The organism is Paraburkholderia sp. 35.1, assembly GCF_050436525.1.
GTDB classification, from domain to species: Bacteria; Pseudomonadota; Gammaproteobacteria; order Burkholderiales; family Burkholderiaceae; genus Paraburkholderia; species Paraburkholderia tuberum.
Window position 1 is genome coordinate 579,978 of record NZ_JBNDMJ010000001.1, and the last position, 19,892, is coordinate 599,869.

At 57.7% G+C, this 19,892-nt stretch carries 15 protein-coding genes and 1 pseudogene; 7 read left to right on the forward strand and 9 right to left on the reverse strand.

What is annotated here, in order from left to right:
* Positions 1–207: 207 nt before the first annotated feature.
* Genes OKW27_RS02940 through OKW27_RS02950 form a run of 3 tightly spaced genes read left to right on the forward strand, consistent with a single transcriptional unit; the run spans position 208 to position 3,151 of the window.
* A complete protein-coding gene (locus OKW27_RS02940) occupies positions 208–1,317 on the forward strand; it encodes a sugar ABC transporter substrate-binding protein (protein WP_429332483.1) in 1,110 nt (369 codons plus the stop codon).
* Complete coding sequence (locus OKW27_RS02945; protein WP_090811666.1) at positions 1,317–2,321, forward strand: ABC transporter permease; 1,005 nt, start codon at positions 1,317–1,319, stop codon at positions 2,319–2,321. The genes OKW27_RS02940 and OKW27_RS02945 overlap by 1 nt, the downstream gene beginning before the upstream one ends.
* Positions 2,321–3,151, forward strand: a complete 831-nt coding sequence (locus OKW27_RS02950) for an ATP-binding cassette domain-containing protein (protein ID WP_018422193.1) — start codon at positions 2,321–2,323, stop codon at positions 3,149–3,151. Before OKW27_RS02945 ends, OKW27_RS02950 begins: the two co-directional genes overlap by 1 nt.
* Positions 3,152–3,185: 34 nt before the next feature.
* Here OKW27_RS02950 and OKW27_RS02955 read toward each other — a convergent pair whose 3' ends face one another.
* From OKW27_RS02955 to OKW27_RS02970, 4 genes are all read right to left on the reverse strand, one after another.
* On the reverse strand, positions 3,186–3,308 hold the full coding sequence (locus tag OKW27_RS02955) for a hypothetical protein (protein ID WP_429332484.1): 123 nt from the start codon (positions 3,306–3,308) through the stop codon (positions 3,186–3,188).
* A 98-nt stretch (positions 3,309–3,406) separates the two neighbouring features.
* Entirely contained in the window at positions 3,407–4,555 is a 1,149-nt protein-coding gene (locus OKW27_RS02960) for a hypothetical protein (RefSeq protein ID WP_429332485.1), read from the reverse strand.
* An 82-nt stretch (positions 4,556–4,637) separates the two neighbouring features.
* Complete coding sequence (locus tag OKW27_RS02965; protein WP_429332486.1) at positions 4,638–5,876, reverse strand: lipopolysaccharide biosynthesis protein; 1,239 nt, start codon at positions 5,874–5,876, stop codon at positions 4,638–4,640.
* A 68-nt stretch (positions 5,877–5,944) separates the two neighbouring features.
* Positions 5,945–8,206 carry a polysaccharide biosynthesis tyrosine autokinase gene (locus tag OKW27_RS02970; RefSeq protein ID WP_429332487.1) on the reverse strand — a complete coding sequence of 754 codons (2,262 nt, stop codon included), beginning with the start codon at positions 8,204–8,206 and terminating at the stop codon, positions 5,945–5,947.
* A 402-nt stretch (positions 8,207–8,608) separates the two neighbouring features.
* Here OKW27_RS02970 and OKW27_RS02975 point away from each other — a divergent pair, with 402 nt between their 5' ends.
* The 3 genes from OKW27_RS02975 to OKW27_RS02985 all read left to right on the forward strand — a co-directional run bounded on the left by OKW27_RS02975 (position 8,609) and on the right by OKW27_RS02985 (position 11,739).
* Positions 8,609–9,520, forward strand: coding sequence for a polysaccharide deacetylase family protein (locus tag OKW27_RS02975; RefSeq protein WP_429332488.1), 912 nt, complete (start codon positions 8,609–8,611; stop codon positions 9,518–9,520).
* Between the two features lie 257 nt (positions 9,521–9,777).
* On the forward strand, positions 9,778–10,719 hold the full coding sequence (locus OKW27_RS02980) for a glycosyltransferase (protein WP_429332489.1): 942 nt from the start codon (positions 9,778–9,780) through the stop codon (positions 10,717–10,719).
* Positions 10,720–10,818: 99 nt separating this feature from the next.
* On the forward strand, positions 10,819–11,739 hold the full coding sequence (locus tag OKW27_RS02985) for a glycosyltransferase (RefSeq protein WP_090811675.1): 921 nt from the start codon (positions 10,819–10,821) through the stop codon (positions 11,737–11,739).
* 358 nt (positions 11,740–12,097) lie between these two features.
* On the opposite strand, the gene OKW27_RS02990 is transcribed toward OKW27_RS02985, so the two are convergent.
* Complete coding sequence (locus OKW27_RS02990) at positions 12,098–13,222, reverse strand: glycosyltransferase (protein ID WP_429332490.1); 1,125 nt, start codon at positions 13,220–13,222, stop codon at positions 12,098–12,100.
* Positions 13,223–13,327: 105 nt separating this feature from the next.
* Positions 13,328–13,924, reverse strand: a pseudogene (locus OKW27_RS02995) (sugar transferase); the annotation flags it as partial.
* A gap of 1,302 nt (positions 13,925–15,226) precedes the next feature.
* Here OKW27_RS02995 and OKW27_RS03000 point away from each other — a divergent pair.
* Entirely contained in the window at positions 15,227–16,225 is a 999-nt protein-coding gene (locus tag OKW27_RS03000) for a glycosyl hydrolase (protein ID WP_429332491.1), read from the forward strand.
* Positions 16,226–16,686: 461 nt separating this feature from the next.
* Here the strand turns inward: OKW27_RS03000 and OKW27_RS03005 are convergent, their stop codons facing one another.
* The 3 genes from OKW27_RS03005 to OKW27_RS03015 all read right to left on the reverse strand — a co-directional run bounded on the left by OKW27_RS03005 (position 16,687) and on the right by OKW27_RS03015 (position 19,601).
* Positions 16,687–16,851, reverse strand: a complete 165-nt coding sequence (locus tag OKW27_RS03005; RefSeq protein ID WP_244145196.1) for a hypothetical protein — start codon at positions 16,849–16,851, stop codon at positions 16,687–16,689.
* An 80-nt stretch (positions 16,852–16,931) separates the two neighbouring features.
* The gene (locus OKW27_RS03010) at positions 16,932–17,111 is read right to left on the reverse strand and encodes a hypothetical protein (protein WP_429332492.1); all 180 of its coding nucleotides are present in this window, start codon (positions 17,109–17,111) and stop codon (positions 16,932–16,934) included.
* Positions 17,112–17,339: 228 nt separating this feature from the next.
* A complete protein-coding gene (locus OKW27_RS03015; RefSeq protein WP_429332493.1) occupies positions 17,340–19,601 on the reverse strand; it encodes a polysaccharide biosynthesis tyrosine autokinase in 2,262 nt (753 codons plus the stop codon).
* Positions 19,602–19,892: the final 291 nt, after the last annotated feature.

Here is a 19,892-nt window from a genome sequence, read left to right on the forward strand (position 1 = left end):
GTATACATGGATTAGGAGTCGCTACCGCACTGCACTAACATTTTTCCGGTACCGCACGGCTCGTATCGAGCGCTTCCGAATCGGGGTTGCACGTCCCACGCCAAACTCTCGCGCTGCCCCGCGAACTCCCGGTGCCGTCCAGCATCTGCACGCAATCGACGCAACGTCGACCACATCGACCAATGAAGACAAGAACCGGAGGATCAGATGGCACAGCAACGGGATGACGATCAGAAAAACAGCGGCAACGGTTTCAGCACGGCGCGGCGGGGGCTGATGCAGGGCGCGGGACTCGGCGCAGCGCTTTCGCTGATGGGCGCGCTAGGCGGCGCGGGCGGTCTGATCGGCACCGCGCAGGCAGCGCAGACGGCTTTTCCGTCGCACAAGAAGTGGAGGATCGTGTTCGTCAATCACGTCACCACCAACCCGTTCTTCGTGCCCACGCAGTACGGCATTCAGGATGCCTGCTCGCTACTCGACATGGATTATCAGTGGACCGGCTCGGCCACTTCGGACGCGGGCGAAATGGTCCGCGCCGTGAACTCGGCGATTGCCGCGAAGGCCGACGCCATCGCGGTGCCGATCGTCGATCCGAGCGCTTTCGACAAGCCCATCCTGGCCGCGCTCGACGCCGGAATTCCGGTGTTCGCGTACAACGCCGACGCGCCGCGCGGCAAGAAGAATCCGCGCCTCGCGTATATCGGCCAGGACCTGTATCTGTCGGGCTACCAGATGGGCGAGCGCATCGTCAGTCTGATCGACAGCGGCATGGTCGGGCTGTTCATCGCCACGCCGGGGCAGCTCAACATCCAGCCGCGTCTGGACGGTGCGAGCGACGCCATCAAGAAGTCCGGCAAGAAGATCGACATCCAGACCGTGGCCACGGGCGCGACCGTCAACGAGGAACTGTCGAAGATCAAGGCGTTCTACCTGGGCCACCAGGACCTGAAAGGCATGTTCGCGGTGGATGCGGGCAGCACGCAGGGCGTCGCGCAGGTGATGAAAGAGTCGAACCTGCCGTCCAAAGGCGTGCACGGCGGCGGCTTCGACCTGCTGCCGAGCACGATCCAGCTGATCCACGAAGGTTTCCTCGACTTCACCATCGATCAGCAGCCCTACGTCCAGGGTTTCTATACGGTGATTGAGGCGTTCGTGTTCCTCAGCTCCGGCGGCCTCGTCGGCCCGGCCGACATCAACACCGGCCTGAAATTCGTGACGAAGGATAACGTCGAGCCGTACCTGAATACCTCGACGCGCTATGAAGGCAAGACCGACAAGGAGCAAATCGTTCCGAGATCCGGCGCAATCAAGTCCTGATGAATACAGTGAACGAAACCAGCAAAGCGGTCCGCGCGTCCCGGCGCGCGGGCGTTTCCTTCGCGTCTCAATGGGCGGCCGAGCTGCGCATCCTGCTCGTGGCCGTGTTGCTGGCCGCCTACTTCGAATTCGCAAACCACGATTTCCTGCTCACCAACGCGAGCCTCGTCAACCTGTCGCAGTTCATCGCGCCGGTGGCGATCATCGCGTTCGGCGAAATCATGTTGATGATCGGCGGCGACATCGATCTGTCGGCGGGCATGGTGTTCGCGTTCGCGCCATTCATGATGGTGTTCGCGAATGACGCGGGCGCGCCGATGTGGCTGGCCGTGATCGCGGGGCTCGTGGCCGCGGGAATCGTCGGCTTCGTGAACGGGGCGGTGTCGGTTTGGCTGCGGCTGCCCTCGTTCGTTACGACGCTCGGCACGCTCTTTCTGATCAACGGTATCACGCTCACGATCTCGCGCGGCACGCCCGCCGCCACGCCGGGATCGCCCACCTTCGCCGCGTTCATGGGCGCGTGGGGCTACAGCGAGATCATCTGGACCCTGGTGATCGCGGCCGCGATGCACGTGCTGTTGCGACATACACGCTGGGGCCTGCATACGCAGGCCGCGGGCGCGAATCCGCTCGGCGCGAGCGAGGCCGGCATACATGTGAAGCGACTGCGCCTCGGCAACTTCGTCCTCGCCGCGGTGCTGGCGGGCTTCACCGGCATGCTCGAAGCCTTTCGCATTACCTCGATCGACCCGCAGGCCGGCGGCAACCAGATCATGTTCCTTGCCGTGGCCGCCGCCGTGATCGGCGGCACGCCGCTCACGGGCGGCTCGGGCACCATCGTGGGCGGGCTCATCGGCGCAGCGGTGCTCGGTATTCTGAACGACGGCTTTACACTGATCGGTATCAACGCGTTTACGTTCAACATCATTCTTGGCGCCGCGATTCTGGCGGCGATGATCTTCAACATCCACGTCGGGCGCATTCGCCGCAAGGGTGGACGATGATGGACCAATCGCAAACCTCCTCCGCGGGCGCCAATGCCACGGCCGCTGCGCGCAGCGCGCCGAACGCCCCGCTCGCGCTGCGCGGCGACAGCCTCGTCAAACGCTTCGGCGCGGTGACGGCGCTCGATGGCGTCTCGCTCACGCTCGGCAAGGGCGAGATCCTCGGCATACTCGGCGACAACGGCGCGGGCAAGTCCACGCTCGTGAAGATCCTCACGGGCTTTCATCAGCAAACGAGCGGCACGCTCCACATCGACGGCGAGGAGACGCTGTTGCGCTCGGTCGATCACGCGCGTTCGCTCGGCATCGAATGCGTGTATCAGGATCTCGCGCTCGCGAATTCGCTGAGTATTTACCACAACATGTTCCTGAACCGCGAAATCGTGCGGCGCGGGCCGTTCAGGCTGCTCGACCACAAACGGATGCGCGAGCGCGCGGCGCAATGCCTCGACGATATCGGCGTGCACGTGCCTTCGGTGGATTTGCCCGTGGAGCGTCTTTCGGGCGGCCAGCGCCAGGCGATCGCCGTGGCGCGCGCCGTGCATTCGAACGCGAAAATCCTGTTGCTCGACGAACCGCTCGCCGCGATGGGCGCGCGCGAGGCGGGACTCATCATCGACCTACTGATGCGCTTGAAGGAAAAAGGCGGCCTCTCGATCATCATGATCATGCACAACTATGCGCAGACGCTCGATATCGCGGATCGCATCATGTTGATGCAGCGAGGGCGCGTGACCTACGAGCAACAGAGCGCGCTGACTTCGGTGGCGGAGCTGATGGACATCGTGCAGCGGGAATACCGGGCCATGCGCGCCGGCGGCGCACAGTGAGCCCGCCGCGGCCCGCGACACCGCGCAACTCAGATCAGAAATCGATCTTCGCGTTCACGCTGACCATGCGCGGATCGCCCGGCGCGATGTAGTCCGAGTACTGGAACATCCAGTAGCGACGATTCGTGATGTTGCCAATCGCCGCGCGCAGCGTCACGTCATGCCCCCACCGATGCGCGTCAGATAGTTCGCCCCGATGTTTACGATCATGTGCTTCATCGACGGCCTACTGAGTCAGCGGACCGTCATTGCGATTCAGGAGGCGCTGCGATGCTTCGACAATGTGGACTGGTGATGGGCGCCGTCGTTCACTCGCGATGCACTCTGCGCCGATACCGTTATGTGTTCATCGTACGAGAGCCGCAGGACGAGAAACATGATCATTGGCGACACCGGCGAAAGATGCCGCAGAAATGACCCGTAGTCCGGCTCGAAAATAGCTTGCGTTGACAGGAAACTGACCAGAAAACAAAAACAAAGCGTCTCGAATCGGCCCATCGGAAATAGCGCCGCCGCGGAGCGATAACGCACAAACGCCATCGCAAAAGTGAAAAACACGCCAATGCCGCCCAGCATTTGCAGCGGAGAACCCGACGTAATCAACCGCACCGGCAAAACGAAGGTCGCCAGCGTGATGGCGACGTTCGCCACGCCAATGAACATACCACTGCCTGGAATGAACTGTACGATCATCGACCCCACCTCCTCCGGGTCCCGCCACTCATTGGCGTTCTGCCTTGCGAAATCCAGTGATTCGCCATAGGCCTTCTGGAACACGAAGGCGACCATCACAAACATGGCCAGCGCGAAAAAGATCAATGAAACCGGCCTTCTGAAGCCGTTTGGCGCGATATAAAGAAACACGGTTGCGGCCAGTGTAATGCCCCAGTACGATCTGAAGTACACGGCTACCAGCGCTGCCAGGACGACAAACAAAACCAATATCGCACGCGACGAGCTGTAAAACAGCATCAAAAGAGCCAGAACCGAAATGATGATTTCTTTCGATGGAACGCCGATGTAGACGGTCTGATTGGCGAGCCAGAAGGCAACCAGAAAGAACTCGGCCGGCTTTAGCGAAGTGACACCGGAACGCCAGACGGCGACAAACATGCCGATAGTCGATGCGAGAAATCCTATCAAAGAAATGGAGAAACTCCGGAGACCGAAGAAGTTGAACAGCCACGCGAGATTGTCAAATGAGTCGCCAAACGCCCTGAAAGCCGTGACGGTCTTCATCCGGTCGAAGATCACTAGTTCATCCAACAGAAAACGCGCCGGCAGCGTGCTCTGGTGAAACGCGGAGATCGCATAAAGTGCGATGAACAGAATGAACCAGACCACGGCCGACACGCCTGGACTCGCATTCCTGCCGATGATGCCGGGGAGTTTTACAATGCGCATTCTCTTTCCCTGAACAAGTGAGCGACTCGCCTCGCGGTGGAGGAGCTAAACTTGCAGCGTCGCCGATTTTTGAGCGCAGAGATCACGGCGCTTCAAAACTAGGTTGGCGATTCAAATAAGCGTCCGGCTCCTTGCCGATCTTGAGCGCCTGGTAAGTACCCGCACTTGCCACGATCGTGCCACAGACGCTGAGCAGAAGAAGCGAGTGGATGAACCCGACGCCGAGGAATTGAGCCGTCGCAAAGATCAGGAAGATCGATACGGCATTGACTGCTTGAATCATCAAGTCGATCTTCAGCCGGTTCGCGACAATGAATACCTGAGCCATCGAGCCATAGATCGCCATCGTGATGAAATAGGGAACAAAGATCAGGTACACAGACATCGACGGTTCCCATTCGTCGCCCATCTTCATGTGGATAATGAGGCTAAGGCCTGCATAGCACGCTGCCACCAGAGAAATGCTGATAAACGTCAGCATAGTAAAAAACTGTTTTGAGGGATTCACTCTGTCTTTTCTGTGGCCGTCGAAATAATCGATCAGATCGCGGCGGAAGACAGCGCCCAAACTTTGCGACAAGAGGGACGCAGGGAAGTACCCCACACGATACGCCAGCGCAAAGATGCCGGCTTCACGATGATCGAAGATCATCGGCATCAAAATGGCGGACGCATAGATCACGAATGAATTCAGCGTAGTGGTCGGCACACCAAATTTTGCATACTGGATCTGAAGCGCGGAGAACCTGATGAAGGCCAACGGGATCATCCGGCGCGCCGAGTAAAGGCAGATCGCGGCGGGCACAACGGTCGAGGCCAGAAAAATCCAGCTATAGACGTTGAATACGGTGGTGCCTGTGCACTCCCCTTTCGAAAACATCATCATGCAGACGAAGTAGACGGCGAACGCGGCATTAGGGAAGAACCGGATCGTCGCGATTTGCGCGTACTTTCTTTCGGTGGTGAGTGCTCCGCACAACGCCTGTTGCAGGAACACGCCAAGTGCCAGACCGATAACAGGTATGTATTCCGCATGCCCGGCCGCTGCCGTGGCCACCACGAGCGCCACGCCGATCCCTATGGCGACCGCACTGGAACTCGTCATTGCGCGCACGGCCTGGGCCTTGTCCGCCGCCATGCACGCAACCTCCAGACGCAAGCCGATCACCGACCCGATAAAAAGACCACCGGCCATGAGCTGGCTGAAATACCCGAGAGCCGTCGGCCCGCAGAACTTCCCGATCAATAGAATCGAAACGAAATTGAGCGCCTGACTCAGTACGACTCCAGCGATACTGACGATCGAATGTTTGATATTCACAATTTATCTACGTCGAAGTCCGGGTGAATTTTTCATCGCTCTACACGACGATGGTTGTCGTCTGAAGGCTAGCCTTTCTGCGTTTTTCCGCTGGCGGGCAATGCGTCGAGATAGGAAGCACTGCGATAGAGGCCTGCGCGCGCGCCCAGACTATAGCGATAGACATCCGTATCGATCCCGTTGAAGATCACGCCCTTCACCCGGGCATTCGCCTGCTTGAGCTGCTTGGTGGCCTCCACCACCTGCGCAATGGAAGTGGTCTCGAAGCGGGTCACCAGCAACACGGTGCCGCAGCTATCCGCAAGCGCGGTCGCGTCGGAGACGGCGAGCACCGGCGGCGTGTCGATCAGCACGATATCGTATTCGCTCGTCTTCGCGAGGAATTGCTGCATGCGTTCGCTCACCAGAAGCTCGGCCGGGTTCTCCGGTATCGCTCCGCGCGCAACGAAGTCGAGGCCCGGACGCACGTCACGCATGATCACCGGGTCGGACGTCACCTCCGACGTCAGATAGTCAGCCAGGCCGGGGGTCGAGTCGAGACCAAAGTATTGCTCGAGATGACCTTTGCGCAGGTCCGCGTCGATCAGCAACACCCGCTTGCCGGCCGCCGATACGACCGCCGCCAGATTCGCCGAAAGGAACGACTTGCCCACCTGTTCCGTCGGCCCCGTCAGCAGCACGCGATTGTCGCCCGATTCCGATTCCAGCATGGCAAAATGAAGCGCGGTTCTGAGTCGGCGCAGGCTTTCAATCGACGGGTCGCGCGGAAACTCGCTCGCCAGCAGGAACTTCTCGCCAGCGGGCAGCTTCGGCGTCTTGCCGATTCGCGCGACTTTCGCCTGCGACAGCGGCACGCTCGCATAGACGTTCAGGCCCGTTTGCTCCTCGATCTCCTGCGCGTCGGTCACGCCCCGATACAGCGCCGTACGCCCGAACGCCGCACCCACGCCCAGAATCAGGCCGCCCAACGCAGCATAGACAATCACCAGAAGCTTGTTCGGCTTGATCGGCTCTTTCGGCACCACCGGGTTATCGATCAACCGCACCGTTCCAACCTTGCCGGCGCGAACCAGTCTGAGCTGTTGCATGTTGTTCAGCATGCCGACGTAAAGCTCGTTGTTCACGTTCATGTCACGGGTCAGGCGCACCGCATTCTGCTCCAGGTCCGGCAACGCCTGTTCCTGCTGCGACAAGCTTCCGATCCTGCTGCTCAGCATGCCGATCTGCTGATCGATCGCCTGGATCGCGGGGTGACCCGGCGCGTAGATCGCGCCCATCTCCGCGCGCTTCTGCTTCAGTTCGAGCAGGCTGCGCTGCGTGGCTACGCTTTGATCCAGATAGGCCTTGCCCTGCTCGCTCAGATTGAACACGCCCATGCGGTTGCGCATGTCGTTATAGCGTCCCTCGGCGCGCTCCAGGTCGCTCTTGAGTTGCGGCAGCTGCGCGCTCAGGAACGCAAGCGACTTCTCGGCTTCCGCCGCCTTGCGCTTCAGATTCTGGTCAACATACGCATTGCCGATTTCGGCGAGCGTGCTGGCCGTCAGCAGCCGCTCAGAGCCCGTCAGCGACGCGCCGATGATGCCGCTGTCTTTACCCTTCTGCGAGACCGTCAGCCGGTTTTGCAGGCTTTCCACCGTCTTGTCGCGCGACTGTCTCTCCAGAATGAATTGCGTGCCCGGCTTTGCGTTCAGCGAATCGACCTGCAGCGTGATCGCGCCATCGGGCAGTTTCGTGTCGAGCTTTTCGCCCACGCGACCCTCGATCGGCTCGCTGAGATCCGACTGCTCCAGCCGGTAGCGTCCGCCGTCCAGAACCGTCAGAACGAACTTCTCGCCTTCGAATGCTTCCGGGACGTCGAAGCTGGACACCTTGATCGCTTCATCGCCCCATGCATATCCGCCAAATCCAAAGATCCCCGGCTCGGAAAGACTCCGGGCTTGCCGGCCCAACCAGTCTCCGATCAATGGAAAGCGCCTGGGCTTTGCGCTGACGTCGAGGTGCAGATCGTCAACCGCTTTTCCGACCACCATTCTCGACTGCAGGATTTCCATTTCAGCCGTCGCCTCTGTTTTGACGTCGAACATGCTGGAGACGTCGCCCAGCGGGCTTTTTGAATTGTTGGTCGGAATGCTGTCTTCAACCTGCACGAGAATATCGGCCTGGTACACCGACGGCGCGATAAACGCGTAGGCCACGCCCACGGCGAGCACGCCGCCGGCGATTCCACCGACCAGCCAGCGGTTGGCCATTAGAACGTCGAAATAACGCGAAAGACTTACATCGTTATTCCGGAGCACGGCAGCATTCGTAAGCAGAGAGTTCTGATTCATCGAAACCCCAGGGCGGGTGTACGAAAAGGGTGGAAGCTAGATTTAATGTGCAGGCGATGCGGCGTTGCCAGATCTCGCTTTTTGTCACGGGACGGCAACATTTTGGGTGCGGGCGCTGCGCGCGTCAGTTCGGTGTGCAACGCAATCTGTCAACAATTCCTCTGCTTTGCGCGCCACCAACTTCAGAATAATCGTCTTACCGTACAAAGATAAGACTGCCTAATTCTCCGCTGAACCACTGTTTCCCCGCAGTAGATTCCTCGGTGGAAAATTAGCGTAGATTTCACACTAACAGGTATCGCAGACTATCTGAAGACGATCATCACCTCCGTACGCTAACGCACATCGCTTTTGTGGCCGTGACGGCACAATCCCATTCAACGCCGTTAGCTTGGGATGCATATGAAACAATTGATGCGTGAGATGTTCACACGCGCGCTGCTTTTCAGTGGAACCCCCGCGGCGATTCGAGCCTTTCTCTGGCGCGATCGCACCGCGATTCTGCTCTATCACGATCCGTCGCCCGCCACGCTCGAGGCTCATTTTGAGTACCTGAAAGACAAGGTCGAGTTCGTGCCGTTGTCGCAGGCAAATTCGCGAGGTAGTGGTCGCCCGCGCGTGGCCGTCACGTTTGACGACGGCCATATCGGCAATGCAAATCTGCTGCCCGTATTCATCAAGTACGGCGTGTACCCGACCATTTACATCTGCAGCAGTGTCGTGGCGCACGATCGTACTCACTGGTTCCTGCATCCTGTCGCAAGGGATGCAGGTGTGAAGCGGCTGATTCGCATGAAAAACCACGAGCGCCTGGCTGAACTCGACGCGCGAGGCTTTCGTCAGGACTTGCCAGACCCAGCGGCGACGATTAGTGGCCTCAGCGCCGCCCATATTGAAGAGATGCGCCCCTATGTCGACTTTCAGTCTCACACACGCTATCACCCGACACTAACCTTCTGTGACGATGACGAATGCTTTGAAGAGCTTGCGCTATCAAAGTCGGAGGTAGAACGGATCGTAGGTAAGCCTTGCGAGCATTTCGCGTATCCCTATGGCATTTATGGTCCGCGCGAAGTCGAGCTGCTGAAGGCCGCCGGCTACAAGACCGCACGCACGACCGACGTGGGCTGGAATGACGAAGGAAGCGACCCGTTCCGACTCAAGGCGTTCGACATTGACGATGACTCTTCCGTGTCGTGGTTTGCCGCGCAGCTCACGGGCCTGACGTTGGTGCCGCGCTATCTGCGACTGGGACGCGTCAGGCGCCTGGCTCAGCGCATCTTTAGCAGGCCACGTGCATTGAACCAGGCGTAGAAAGCACAGCGCCGACGCGACAGCTCGCGCAGCGGCGTACGACACCGTCGTGCACCGCGCTGCATCCAACCCAGGGCGGCGAATCGTCACGATAAGGTATTCGCTAATAAAAATACTATCGCGCGCGATCTCGGCTTCGAGCAGAACAAGCGGTCAACGTTCGAGCACCTGTCAATCAAAGGCGCAACCGGACCGCCAGTGCATTACTCGTAACGGCCTTATTGTTCCTTATCTCCACGGTTAAAAAGGAAGGCGGCATGCGTAAAATCTTCATCACGTCTCCGGGTACCGCCAATTATCCGGAAATTACTGCCTATCAAAACTATTTTAAAGCGCGCGGCGTGGATGTGATGGTCGGAACAATTAGCGATTACCGCGCCCTCGATAACAAACGAAATTTCGTTTTGTGGGAAATCATGGGTTTTTATCCGAACCGGTTTGAATCCGACTTTGTCATCCATGACTACCGTTCTCTCTCCGTTGGCGGCTGGCCGGCGATGAAAGACGTCGCGAAGCGGTATTTCAATTGCCAGCCGAATCTGCGGATCTTTCAGAACAAACGGCAACAGGCGATCATGGGTTTCGGTTACGGCGTACCCAGTGTGATCCTGCCCATGGGCGTGCCGAACTGGATCTTCGAGGTACAGGATGGCGGTCAGACCGAAAAGAAAGCTGATTTCTGTTATATCGGCGAAATGAGCGTCGAGCGGGGCTTCGATCGCGTGCTGGAAGCATTTATAAACAACTTTCAGAAGCGCGACGTCTCCCTCCTCCTGGTGGGAAAACCGGACCCGCGCATCTACGAAAGATTTTCGAATGCAAAAAATATCATTTTCACCGGGCCGTTGCCGCAGCGTGAGGCGCTGAAGCACGTGGTCGAATCCGATGTTGCGGTGTGCTATTTCCCCTATCACCGGCCGCACTGCTATCAAACGCCGACCAAGCTGCTCGAGTATGCTGCGCTCGGCAAGAAAATCGTGTGCAACGACTCGCCGTCGAATATCAGATGCTGTGAAGAGATGGGCATCCATAGTGTGATCACCACGGCGAACATCTTTGACGGAATCGATGAAGACGCCGCGCGCGGTGCGACAGCGAATCGTCGGACGGACTTCGCAGACCTCATTTGGGACCGGGTGATAGAGCAGTCCAACGTCGCGACATTTCTGCCAACGGATATCAAGCTAACCAATGCTTGACCAATCCATTGAGGTGCGACATTTCAACGAATGCGACTCGAACTGCCCTTGGTAGCACTGAGTCAGCCGAAGAGACGACATTTGAACGGTGGTAATGACATGCAGATATTCATTCTTCACCCCGGCAAGGCGAATTATCCAGAGATAGACGCCTACACGAAGTATTTTGTGAGAAACGACTGTAAGGTAACGTCAGGGACACTGGATGATTACAAAAAAGTCAAGAATCCGGAGGAGTACGTTCTCTGGTGCATCATGGGCTTTTACCCCAGGATCCCTGCTGCAAAATACGTTATCCACGATTACCGCTCGCTGTCTGTCGGGCGTAACAGTGCGCTAAAGGACAGCATCAAGAAAACGTTTCAATCACGGCCCGATCTTCGAATATTTCAGAACGACTCAATGAGTGCAGTCATGGGCTTCCGCGACGGCGTAGACACCGTTTTCCTGCCGATGGGCGTACCAGATTGGATTTTCGCGACGGATGCTGACCGCAACCAGGCGCTTCCGTCCGGAACGTATTGTTATCTGGGCGAGATAACGCGGGAACGCGGCTTTGTCGGCTTCATCAGGGACTTCCTGGCCGCCAAGCGCGACTCGGATACCCTCGTTCTGATTGGGCCTGTTGAAAAGGAAATCTCCGACGCATATCTTCGATCGCCCGGCATCCTGTTCACGGGACGTCTTGCGCAACGCGACGCCCTCGCGGTGGTTCGCAACTGCGAGATTGCTATTTCAACCATCCCGTACAAGCGTCCGTACGACGTGCAGACGCCGACCAAGCTTCTGGAATATGCTGCGCTCGGCAAAAGAATCATCTGCAATGACTCGCCTTCGAATCTGAACGCCGCCGCCAAGTTTGGAATTCAATGTAAAGTAACGGGCCCAGACGTATTCTCTAGCATCTGCAATTTCCACGGCGATATGGTGCCGAAAAATGACCCCTCCACGCTGCTGCATTTGCGGTGGACAGATATAATCGCCGCCTCGGGCGTGGAGCGATATCTCGCGCGGCTCTAAAAATTAAAATGGTTTGCGCGATGACACGCGCAAACCATTTCTCAAAGTCAGTCTCGTTGCGATGGGCGTTCCGTGAACGTTGGTTACGGCGTGGTGCTTCGATTCTTGCCGCGCCCCATCGGCACGTTCGGGCCAGTTCGTCGCCCGTCCCGACTGCGCGAATCGATGAAGGGTTGATGGTCACGCGCGTGAAGAGGCTTTTGTCCGCTACTCTTCACTTCGGCAAGAGCACTGTACGCAATCGGTCCCAGACGACGGCTTGCTGCAAATCGCGCAGTCTGCGCAAGCAACTGAAACCGGCGCCGCGTCCCTCTTCGCCGGAAAATCGCGCTAAGCCCCGCCGTGCAGCTTCACGTAGTCACTCGCTCAGCACCGAACGGCCCTGGCGAATGCTTCTCAACTGGGCCGAATAAAGCAGCGCGATGTTGTTGAAGAAACGATCTTCACTGAATCTGTTGCGCGCTTCTTCCTGCGCGCGCCGCAATAAACCTTCACGAAATTTATCCTCGGCTATCATCTTCCGGATCAGCGAAGTCGCTTCCGCAGCCGTCCGATAAAGAACGCCGGTCGAATTGTGACGAATGGTGTCTATATTGCCGGGACAATCTGACGCCACAACGGGTGTGCCGAGCGTCATTGCTTCAATCAGAGAAATCGGCATTCCCTCCCAGGAAGCTGTCGACAAATAGATATCCGCTTGCGCCACAGCCGCGATTACGTCAGCACGCGTAAGCCAACCGGTCACACGCACGCCGGCGTCCTCGAGCGTCCTCCTGAGACCTGCGTCGCCGTCGCCGATCCATACGAACTCGACGCCGTCCCGATCAAACGAGCGAGCAATCTCCGCGAACAATCGCGGATTCTTTTGGACACGAATGCCGCCGACAGTCACAATTTTTCGCCCTTTCGTCGATCCGACTTTTCCGGCGCTTTCCAAACGATTGTTGCCCTGGACACTGACAGCCCGATCGATTGCGTTCTCGACCAGTACTGCATCTCGCCGAAGATAGCGGCGAATAGCGGCGCATTCACTCTCGGAGCAGCCAACGTATGTGCAGTTCTTCACACACGCAAGCAACTCCAACGCGGCGAAACAGTATCGCTTCAACCTGCCTATGTCTCGCCGTACGAAAGAGATGCAGTGCGGGCTATAAAGAAGCGCCGTTGACGGCAACGCAAACAAGGTCGACATTCGTCCCAGGAAACCTGCGAATGACGAGTGCAGATGGACGATATCCGGGTTCAATTCGATGAGTTGTTGACGCAAGACAGACATGATCCGAGCCAATGATGGCCCTTTCATCTGCAGATGCTGCAGGACGACGTCAGAGTGAAACATCGCGCGCAAATTCTTCGGTGTTTCCTCGCGCTCTGAATAGATCACATACACCTCGTGACCTTCCTTGGCGAGGCGCGTCGCAAGCGTGCTCACAACTGCAAGCGTTCCTGTAGCAGTCGATTCGATTACGTGGACCACTCTCATAACATGTTTCTCGTGAATTGCGCAGCAATAGCGGAACACATCCCCGATCGGTCACGGCGATCGCGACGACATGCAACCGACGACAGGGCAAGGACCTCAGCCGGGTCAGTAGGCGCCGTCTTTGGCGAACACCACTTTGACGGTTCTCAAAAGAATCGACATATCGAATGTCAGCGAGCGGTTCATTGCGTATTTAACATCGAGCGAAACCCGCGTCGGATAGTCCACATCGTTGCGGCCGCTGACCTGCCATAAGCCTGTCATTCCCGGCTTCAGCGCGAGGTAGTAACGAACATCGCGGCCATATCGCACCAGTTCCTTCTGCACGATAGGACGGGGTCCCACCAGGCTCATATCGCCGCGCAGCACGTTCCATAGTTGCGGCAACTCATCGAGGCTCGTCTTGCGCAGAATGCGGCCAATTGGCGTCACACGAATATCGTTTTTAAGCTTGAAATCGCGGTCCCATTCCGCACGAGCCTGCGGATCGGTTGCGAGCAGTTTGGCGAGAACTTCATCCGAGTTCTTGACCATGGAGCGGAACTTCAGGCACTTGAAAGTACGTCCTCCTCGGCCAATTCTCGGATGACCATATACGGCGTTTCCGTGATCGCTCATGACTGCCAGCGCAATTATCAGAAGAACCGGGAAGAGCAGGATGAGTAGAACCGACGCTCCGCAAACGTCCATCGTTCTCTTCACTGCATCGTCCCACCTTGCGACGAAGATGTTCTCGCTTTGCGGGTTCGAGTCATCCAGGGCGACCGGTTTTGAATTCGGCTCAAGGCACGCCTCTTCCAGTTTCGGATCCGCGGTGGCGTTGGATTCGAACATACTATCTCCTCAGTTCGGAAACTCGTGGGAAACGATGCCGGCGTAGGCACCTTGCGCTTGCAAAACAGATTTTGGTGTGGAAGTGAATCGTTTAGTGAAGCTAATTTCATTGATTCACTGACGAGTCACGACGAGCGTAACATCTCACTCAAAGACCGAATGTTAGCAATAGCGCATAAAGTCGCCATCGTACTGTTCGATCGCGACACGTCGCCTTCATCGGGTGCACCAACAGTTCTTCTGACAATCAAATACGCAGAATTCGAATCATGGCTTCGTTATTTGATTGGTCTTATCGCCAGGTATCACTCGTAAATATCATGACAAAGCGTTCAGGTCAGACGCATACTTTTATCAGACGTGTAACCGTTCTTTCGAACGCTCGTGATTTCGAATTTGTCTAAAGAGAGACGACAATTTTTATCTTTAGGAAAAAAGAACATTTGATGAAAGAACAACTTGTGTAATGACTGACCGCGGCAAGGTCTATGCGATGACTCGCGCTGCACATCGAAGTCGCAAGTATCCCGGCTCGGCACTACGAATCGATGTGCGTTCCCGTACATGACCGGACGATTCGCTCATTGCGGAGTTCGACGCGAAGACTTCGTGATACGCCGGCAAGCGTGGCGCAACCGGCGTCGGAAATCTGATAGTGAGGCATTGCGTCACACAACAAACTTCAGCTTGGACTAATGCCGAACAAGGGGGCGCATCCTTAGGAAGATTGAGTCGCTCTGTTCGAAGTGTAGTGTCAGTGCGGGACTCTGACGTCGACACGGTATTCGATGCGCGTGTTCGACGTATTCGTGCCGTCAATGCGGTCGCGTCAACAATTGATGTTCATCGCCACACTTAACTCTGACGTTTTCGGAACCAATTCCAGGCGACAGCATTTATAGTTGCGAAATGAAACTCACAATTTTCTTTTTATTCGCCGTCTTAACACTTTTGTGTGGGCAGCCGATGTCGTCCTTCGCGAAGGACGGTCGCGCCAAGACAACGAACGCGACTACCGCCACTGCTCAGCAACTCGCGGCGCTGCAGCCGCCGCCCACCGGAAGCGGAAACGACCGTTTTGCAATGGACGTGAACTGCAATCTCTGGAGTGCAGATCAGACGGCGCTGAACGAATGCTCAAAGGACCTGGATCTGATTGCCGGATTGGGCGTGGGTACGGTTCGCCTCGGCGTTTCGTGGGACTTCATGACGCTGGCCGACGGCAGCACGCTGGATCCCAACAAAGTGGCCTTTCTGAAGTCGCTTCTGAATGCCGCACGCACGCGCGGCATGAAGATTCTTTTCCAGGTGGGCATGTACGCGCCGTCTAGCGCATACCAATGCCCGGCCACCAGGAATCCGCCGAGCGCATCGTCACCGCGACTCGACTTCTGCGACGCGACGTTCACGAAGTATCTCGGCTCGCTCATGGACGTCGTTCTGCCCTTTACGGCTGACATCGAACTGTTCAATGAGACCAACTGGTCGTTCTCCGCTTCGGACCCGTCTTACGGCGATCCGAACGGTATCTCCGGATACATTCTGAATCGCAGCAAGACGCTCTATTCGGAAGCCAGGCAGATCCTGAACACGAAAAGCCAGTCGGGCTACAAAACGGTTCTGCACACTCAGGGCATCTCGTACTTCTACAACTCGGCGTACCCGAATAACGGCTGGAAACCGCCCGCGGGCAGCGAGCTGATCCAGGCGACCGACTACATCAAGGCAATGGGTAACAACACGAAGAGTGCTTCCAGCCCTTTGAACATCGAGATCGACGTCGTCGACGTTCACCCGTACTTCAGCAGCGCCGACTACCAAACGCTGATGCAGTCGTTCAAGACGACCGTTTCGAATCTGGTCGCTAGCGGTCCCAAGCCGATCTGGATCACGGAAACCAACAACGGGACGACCCGTACGGACGCCGGACAACTCGCGGCATTCAATCAGTTGAAGGTGCTGATGGACAACGGTTCAGTGGCAAAGGCGTTCTGGTATGTCGTGCGTAACGGCGATCCGAGCAATGGCGAAGGCGACGGCTATTCGATCTACGACTACAACCGCAACCTGATTCGTCCGCAGCTTGCCGCCGCTATTCGGGCCTACACCGCGAGCATCCCGCGAGCGCAGCGATTCCTATCGGGTCCCTACCTGACCCCGGTCCAGTGAAGGCGTCTAATTGCAATCGATGAGATGAACGCGAACGCCGACTCCGCCGTTTGCGTCATTTTGCTGTTCTGCCCTGCTCCAAAGCGCTTGATGGTGTTGCAAAGAGGAAGCAGCGGATATCCGCAATGACGGATGAATCATAAGAGGGCGATGAGACTAATTATCCTCCTTTGATCCTCTCGCGCGCGCAACGCAAAGCGCACACGCGAAGACCCCAATCGCCACGCCGATCAGCAGACAGGCGGCATGCGTCAAGAAAGTTACCATCTTCCACTCCCTTTACGACCACATCGAATTTTTGAGAAGTTGAACAGCACGATGTCATCGGTGGCGTAGCTATGGCTTGAGATCTTCCCTAGCGGCACCGGACAGTGTGATGAAGGCGATCCAAAGTCCGGCAGAGATTGACAAGGGCGCAATGTCCCGCTTGCGGATGGATGCCGACCTAATAATCGAACTCACTATACCACGGGTTTAGCCACGCTTTCGGCGCCAAACTTCAGAATGGCAAGCGCATCGCATCGCCGGCGGCGCGCGGGTTCAGAAGAACGTGACGCACGAAAATAGCCGACGCGGTAGGCGAGCGCGAAGCTGCCGGCGTCGCGACGGACGAAGATCATCGGCATCAAAATGGCAGACGCCGGCCGGCACAAACAGAGAGGTCGAAAAGATCCCGCCATAGATGAAGACGCCGGTGCCCGTGCGCTCAGCTGGTCAGCGCTTCACCCAGCGTCTGTTGCGGAAATACGCCGAATGCGAGGGCGATCACCGGGATCGAATCGGAGGGGCGGAAATGATCGTGGCCACCAAGCGCGGGGCCGATCGGTATGGCGACGGCGCTGCAACTCGTCATTGCACGCACGGCCTGGGCCTTGTCCGCCGCCATGCACGCAACGTCCGGACGCAAGCCGATTAACGAGCGGATAAAAAGTACCCGATAGCCGTCGGCCCGCAGAACTTCCCGATCAAGAGAATCGAAACGAAATTAAGCGCCTGACTCAGTACAACTCCAGCGACACTGACGAATGAGTCTTTGATATCCGCCAATCATTCACGCCGAAAGTCGGCTGATTTTTCATCGCCATTCGTGACGACGGCCCTCGCGCCGTGAAGGCTAGTCTTTTTTTGTCTCTCCACTGGCCGGCAGTGCATCGAGATAGGAAGCACTGCGATAGAGGTCTGCGCGCGCGCCGAGACTATAGCGATAGACATCCGTATCGATCCCGTTGAAGATCACGCCCTTCACCCGGGCATTCGCCTGCTTGAGCTGCGCGGTCGCCTCCAGCACCTGCGCAATGGAAGTGGTCTCGAAGCGGGTCACCAGCAACACGGTGCCGCAGCTATCCGCAAGCGCGGTCGCGTCGGAGACGGCGAGCACCGGCGGCGTGTCGATCAGCACGATATCGTATTCGCTCGTCTTCGCGAGGAATTGCTGCATGCGTTCGCTCACCAGAAGCTCGGCCGGGTTCTCCGGTATCGCTCCGCGCGCAACGAAGTCGAGGCCCGGACGCACGTCACGCATGATCACCGGGTCGGACGTCACGTCCGACGTCAGATAGTCAGCCAGGCCGGGGGTCGAGTCGAGACCAAAGTATTGCTCGAGATGACCTTTGCGCAAGTCCGCGTCGATCAGCAACACCCGCTTGCCGGCCGCCGATACGACCGCCGCCAGATTCGCCGAAAGGAACGACTTGCCCACCTGTTCCGTCGGCCCCGTCAGCAGCACGCGATTGTCGCCCGATTCCGATTCCAGCATGGCAAAATGAAGCGCGGTTCTGAGTCGGCGCAGGCTTTCAATCGACGGGTCGCGCGGAAACTCGCTCGCCAGCAGGAACTTCTCGCCAGCGGGCAGCTTCGGCGTCTTGCCGATTCGCGCGACTTTCGCCTGCGACAGCGGCACGCTCGCATAGACGTTCAGGCCCGTTTGCTCCTCGATCTCCTGCGCGTCGGTCACGCCCCGATACAGCGCCGTACGCCCGAACGCCGCACCCACGCCCAGAATCAGGCCGCCCAACGCAGCATAGACAATCACCAGAAGCTTGTTCGGCTTGATCGGCTCTTTCGGCACCACCGGGTTATCGATCAACCGCACCGTTCCGACCTTGCCGGCGCGAACCAGTCTGAGCTGTTGCATGTTGTTCAGCATGCCGACGTAAAGCTCGTTGTTCACGTTCATGTCACGGGTCAGGCGCACCGCATTCTGCTCCAGGTCCGGCAACGCCTGTTCCTGCTGCGACAAGCTTCCGATCCTGCTGCTCAGCATGCCGATCTGCTGATCGATCGCCTGGATCGCGGGGTGACCCGGCGCGTAGATCGCGCCCATCTCCGCGCGCTTCTGCTTCAGTTCGAGCAGGCTGCGCTGCGTGGCTACGCTTTGATCCAGATAGGCCTTGCCCTGCTCGCTCAGATTGAACACGCCCATGCGGTTGCGCATGTCGTTATAGCGTCCCTCGGCGCGCTCCAGGTCGCTCTTGAGTTGCGGCAGCTGCGCGCTCAGGAACGCAAGCGACTTCTCGGCTTCCGCCGCCTTGCGCTTCAGATTCTGGTCAACATACGCATTGCCGATTTCGGCGAGCGTGCTGGCCGTCAGCAGCCGCTCAGAGCCCATCAGCGACGCGCCGATGATGCCGCTGTCTTTACCCTTCTGCGAGACCGTCAGCCGGTTTTGCAGGCTTTCCACCGTCTTCTCGCGCGACTGTCTCTCCAGAATGAATTGCGTGCCCGGCTTTGCGTTCAGCGAATCGACCTGCAGCGTGATCGCGCCATCGGGCAGTTTCGTGTCGAGCTTTTCGCCCACGCGACCCTCGATCGGCTCGCTGAGATCCGACTGCTCCAGCCGGTAGCGTCCGCCGTCCAGAACCGTCAGAACGAACTTCTCGCCTTCGAATGCTTCCGGGACGTCGAAGCTGGACACCTTGATCGCTTCATCGCCCCATGCATATCCGCCAAATCCGAAGATCCCTGGCTCGGAAAGACTCCGGGCTTGCCGGCCCAACCAGTCTCCGATCAAGGGAAAGCGCTTCGGCTTTGCGCTGACGTCGAGGTGCAGATCGTCGACCGCTTTTCCGACCACCATTCTCGACTGCAGGATTTCCATTTCAGCCGTCGCCTCTGTTTTGACGTCGAACATGCTGGCGACGTCGCCCAGCGGGCTTTTTGAATTGTTGGTCGGAATGCTGTCTTCAACCTGCACGAGAATATCGGCCTGGTACACCGACGGCGCGATAAACGCGTAGGCCACGCCCACGGCGAGCACGCCGCCGGCGATTGCACCGACCAGCCAGCGGTTGGCCATTAGAACGTCGAAATAACGCGAAAGACTTACATCGTTATTCCGGAGCACGGCAGCATTCGTAAGCAGAGAGTTCTGATTCATCGAAACCCCAGGGAGGGTGTACGAAAAGGGTGGAAGCTAGATTTAATGTGCAGGCGATGCGGCGTTGCCAGATCTCGCTTTTTGTCACGGGACGGCTGAAATCGGACGCACAGGCCGAGTACGTCAGTCCTGCTCGCAAGCGTGCTCGAAATGAATCGTCTTATGGTCTAAAAGAGACTTCCGCCAGATCTGGCGCAGATTTCTAATTTTTCCGCATCCGATATATTGCGCCAGCAAACAGAAATCGAGTTATTCATAGCAGAAGTCATCGCAGCCTATCTGACGGCTTGC

Excerpts from the sequence above, each read along its gene's own strand:
- OKW27_RS02940 (WP_429332483.1), top strand. The coding sequence starts at position 208 with ATGGCACAGCAACGGGATGACGATCAGAAAAACAGCGGCAACGGTTTC.
- OKW27_RS02945 (WP_090811666.1), top strand. The coding sequence starts at position 1,317 with ATGAATACAGTGAACGAAACCAGCAAAGCGGTCCGCGCGTCCCGGCGC.
- OKW27_RS02950 (WP_018422193.1), top strand. The coding sequence starts at position 2,321 with ATGGACCAATCGCAAACCTCCTCCGCGGGCGCCAATGCCACGGCCGCT.
- OKW27_RS02960 (WP_429332485.1), bottom strand. The coding sequence starts at position 4,555 with ATGCGCATTGTAAAACTCCCCGGCATCATCGGCAGGAATGCGAGTCCA.
- OKW27_RS02970 (WP_429332487.1), bottom strand. The coding sequence starts at position 8,206 with ATGAATCAGAACTCTCTGCTTACGAATGCTGCCGTGCTCCGGAATAAC.
- OKW27_RS02975 (WP_429332488.1), top strand. The coding sequence starts at position 8,609 with ATGAAACAATTGATGCGTGAGATGTTCACACGCGCGCTGCTTTTCAGT.
- OKW27_RS02980 (WP_429332489.1), top strand. The coding sequence starts at position 9,778 with ATGCGTAAAATCTTCATCACGTCTCCGGGTACCGCCAATTATCCGGAA.
- OKW27_RS02985 (WP_090811675.1), top strand. The coding sequence starts at position 10,819 with ATGCAGATATTCATTCTTCACCCCGGCAAGGCGAATTATCCAGAGATA.
- OKW27_RS02990 (WP_429332490.1), bottom strand. The coding sequence starts at position 13,222 with ATGAGAGTGGTCCACGTAATCGAATCGACTGCTACAGGAACGCTTGCA.
- OKW27_RS03005 (WP_244145196.1), bottom strand. The coding sequence starts at position 16,851 with ATGCCGATGATCTTCGTCCGTCGCGACGCCGGCAGCTTCGCGCTCGCC.
- OKW27_RS03010 (WP_429332492.1), bottom strand. The coding sequence starts at position 17,111 with ATGGCGGCGGACAAGGCCCAGGCCGTGCGTGCAATGACGAGTTGCAGC.
- OKW27_RS03015 (WP_429332493.1), bottom strand. The coding sequence starts at position 19,601 with ATGAATCAGAACTCTCTGCTTACGAATGCTGCCGTGCTCCGGAATAAC.